Source organism: Sandarakinorhabdus oryzae (assembly GCF_009733735.1).
Lineage (GTDB): Bacteria > Pseudomonadota > Alphaproteobacteria > Sphingomonadales > Sphingomonadaceae > Sandarakinorhabdus > Sandarakinorhabdus oryzae.
On the sequence record NZ_WNJP01000348.1, the window covers coordinates 1 to 979 of the forward strand.

General features: G+C 72.2%; 2 protein-coding genes. Both read left to right on the forward strand.

Going from position 1 to position 979, the window contains the following annotated elements:
• Positions 1-677: FecCD family ABC transporter permease (locus GJ693_RS16205; RefSeq protein WP_156257248.1), on the forward strand; the 677-nt coding region annotated here is incomplete at its 5' end.
• A gap of 32 nt (positions 678-709) precedes the next feature.
• A partial coding sequence (locus tag GJ693_RS16210; protein ID WP_235903010.1) for an ATP-binding cassette domain-containing protein occupies positions 710-979 on the forward strand: 270 nt, incomplete at its 3' end.

Below are 979 nucleotides of genomic sequence, written 5' to 3' on the forward strand. Positions count from 1 at the left end.
CGGTGCTGGCCGGCTATTTCCTCGGGGCCGGTGTGATCGGCATGGCCATTGGCGGCCTGGCCGGTGCCGGGCTGGCACTGCTGTTGCTGCTGGCGCTGGCGGGCCGCAGCGCCGGCACCACGCGCCTGGTGCTGGCCGGGGTGGCGGTGGCGATGCTGCTCGGCGTCGCCATCAACCTGGCGCTCAGCCTCGCGCCCTCGCCGTTCGCGCTTTATGACCTGATGTTCTGGCTGATGGGCGGATTGAATGATCGCAGCCTGCCGCAACTGGCGCTGGCGGCGCCGCTGATCGGGATCGGCGTGTTGCTGCTGGTGCGCGCCGGCCCGGCGCTCGACGCATTGGCACTGGGCGAGGAGGTTGCGCAGTCGCTCGGCGTTGGCCTCGGATCGGTGCAGGCCCGTGTCATCATCGCCATTGCCCTCGCCACCGGTGCCGGCGTCGCGGTGGCGGGCAGCATCGGTTTCATCGGCCTGATCGTGCCGCACCTCGTCCGCCCGCATGTCGGCCACCGTCCCGGCGCCGCAATATGGCCGTCAGCGTTGGCCGGGGCCGCGCTGCTCACCGCTGCCGACATTGCCGTGCGACTGCTGCCGGCCGGCCTTGATCTCAGGCTGGGCGTGCTCACCGCGCTGATCGGCGCGCCCTTCTTCCTCTCGCTGATCCTGCGGGGGCGATGATGCTCGAAGCGATAGCCCTCGCCCGCCCGCCAATGCTGGCCCCGATCAGCCTCACCCTCCAGCCCGGGCAGCTGACCGGCGTGATCGGGCCCAATGGCGCTGGCAAAACGACGCTGTTGAAGGCGCTGGCTGGCCTGTCATCCGGGCCGGGCGAGGTCCGGCTGGAGGGGAAGGCCTTCACGCCCCATCCCCGCCGCCTCGCCTGGCTGCCCGCCAGCCGCGACGCGGTGTGGCCGATGACAGCGGCGACGCTGGTGCAACTGGGGCTTGGCCCGGCGGCGGCGCCCGATCCCGCCGCCGTC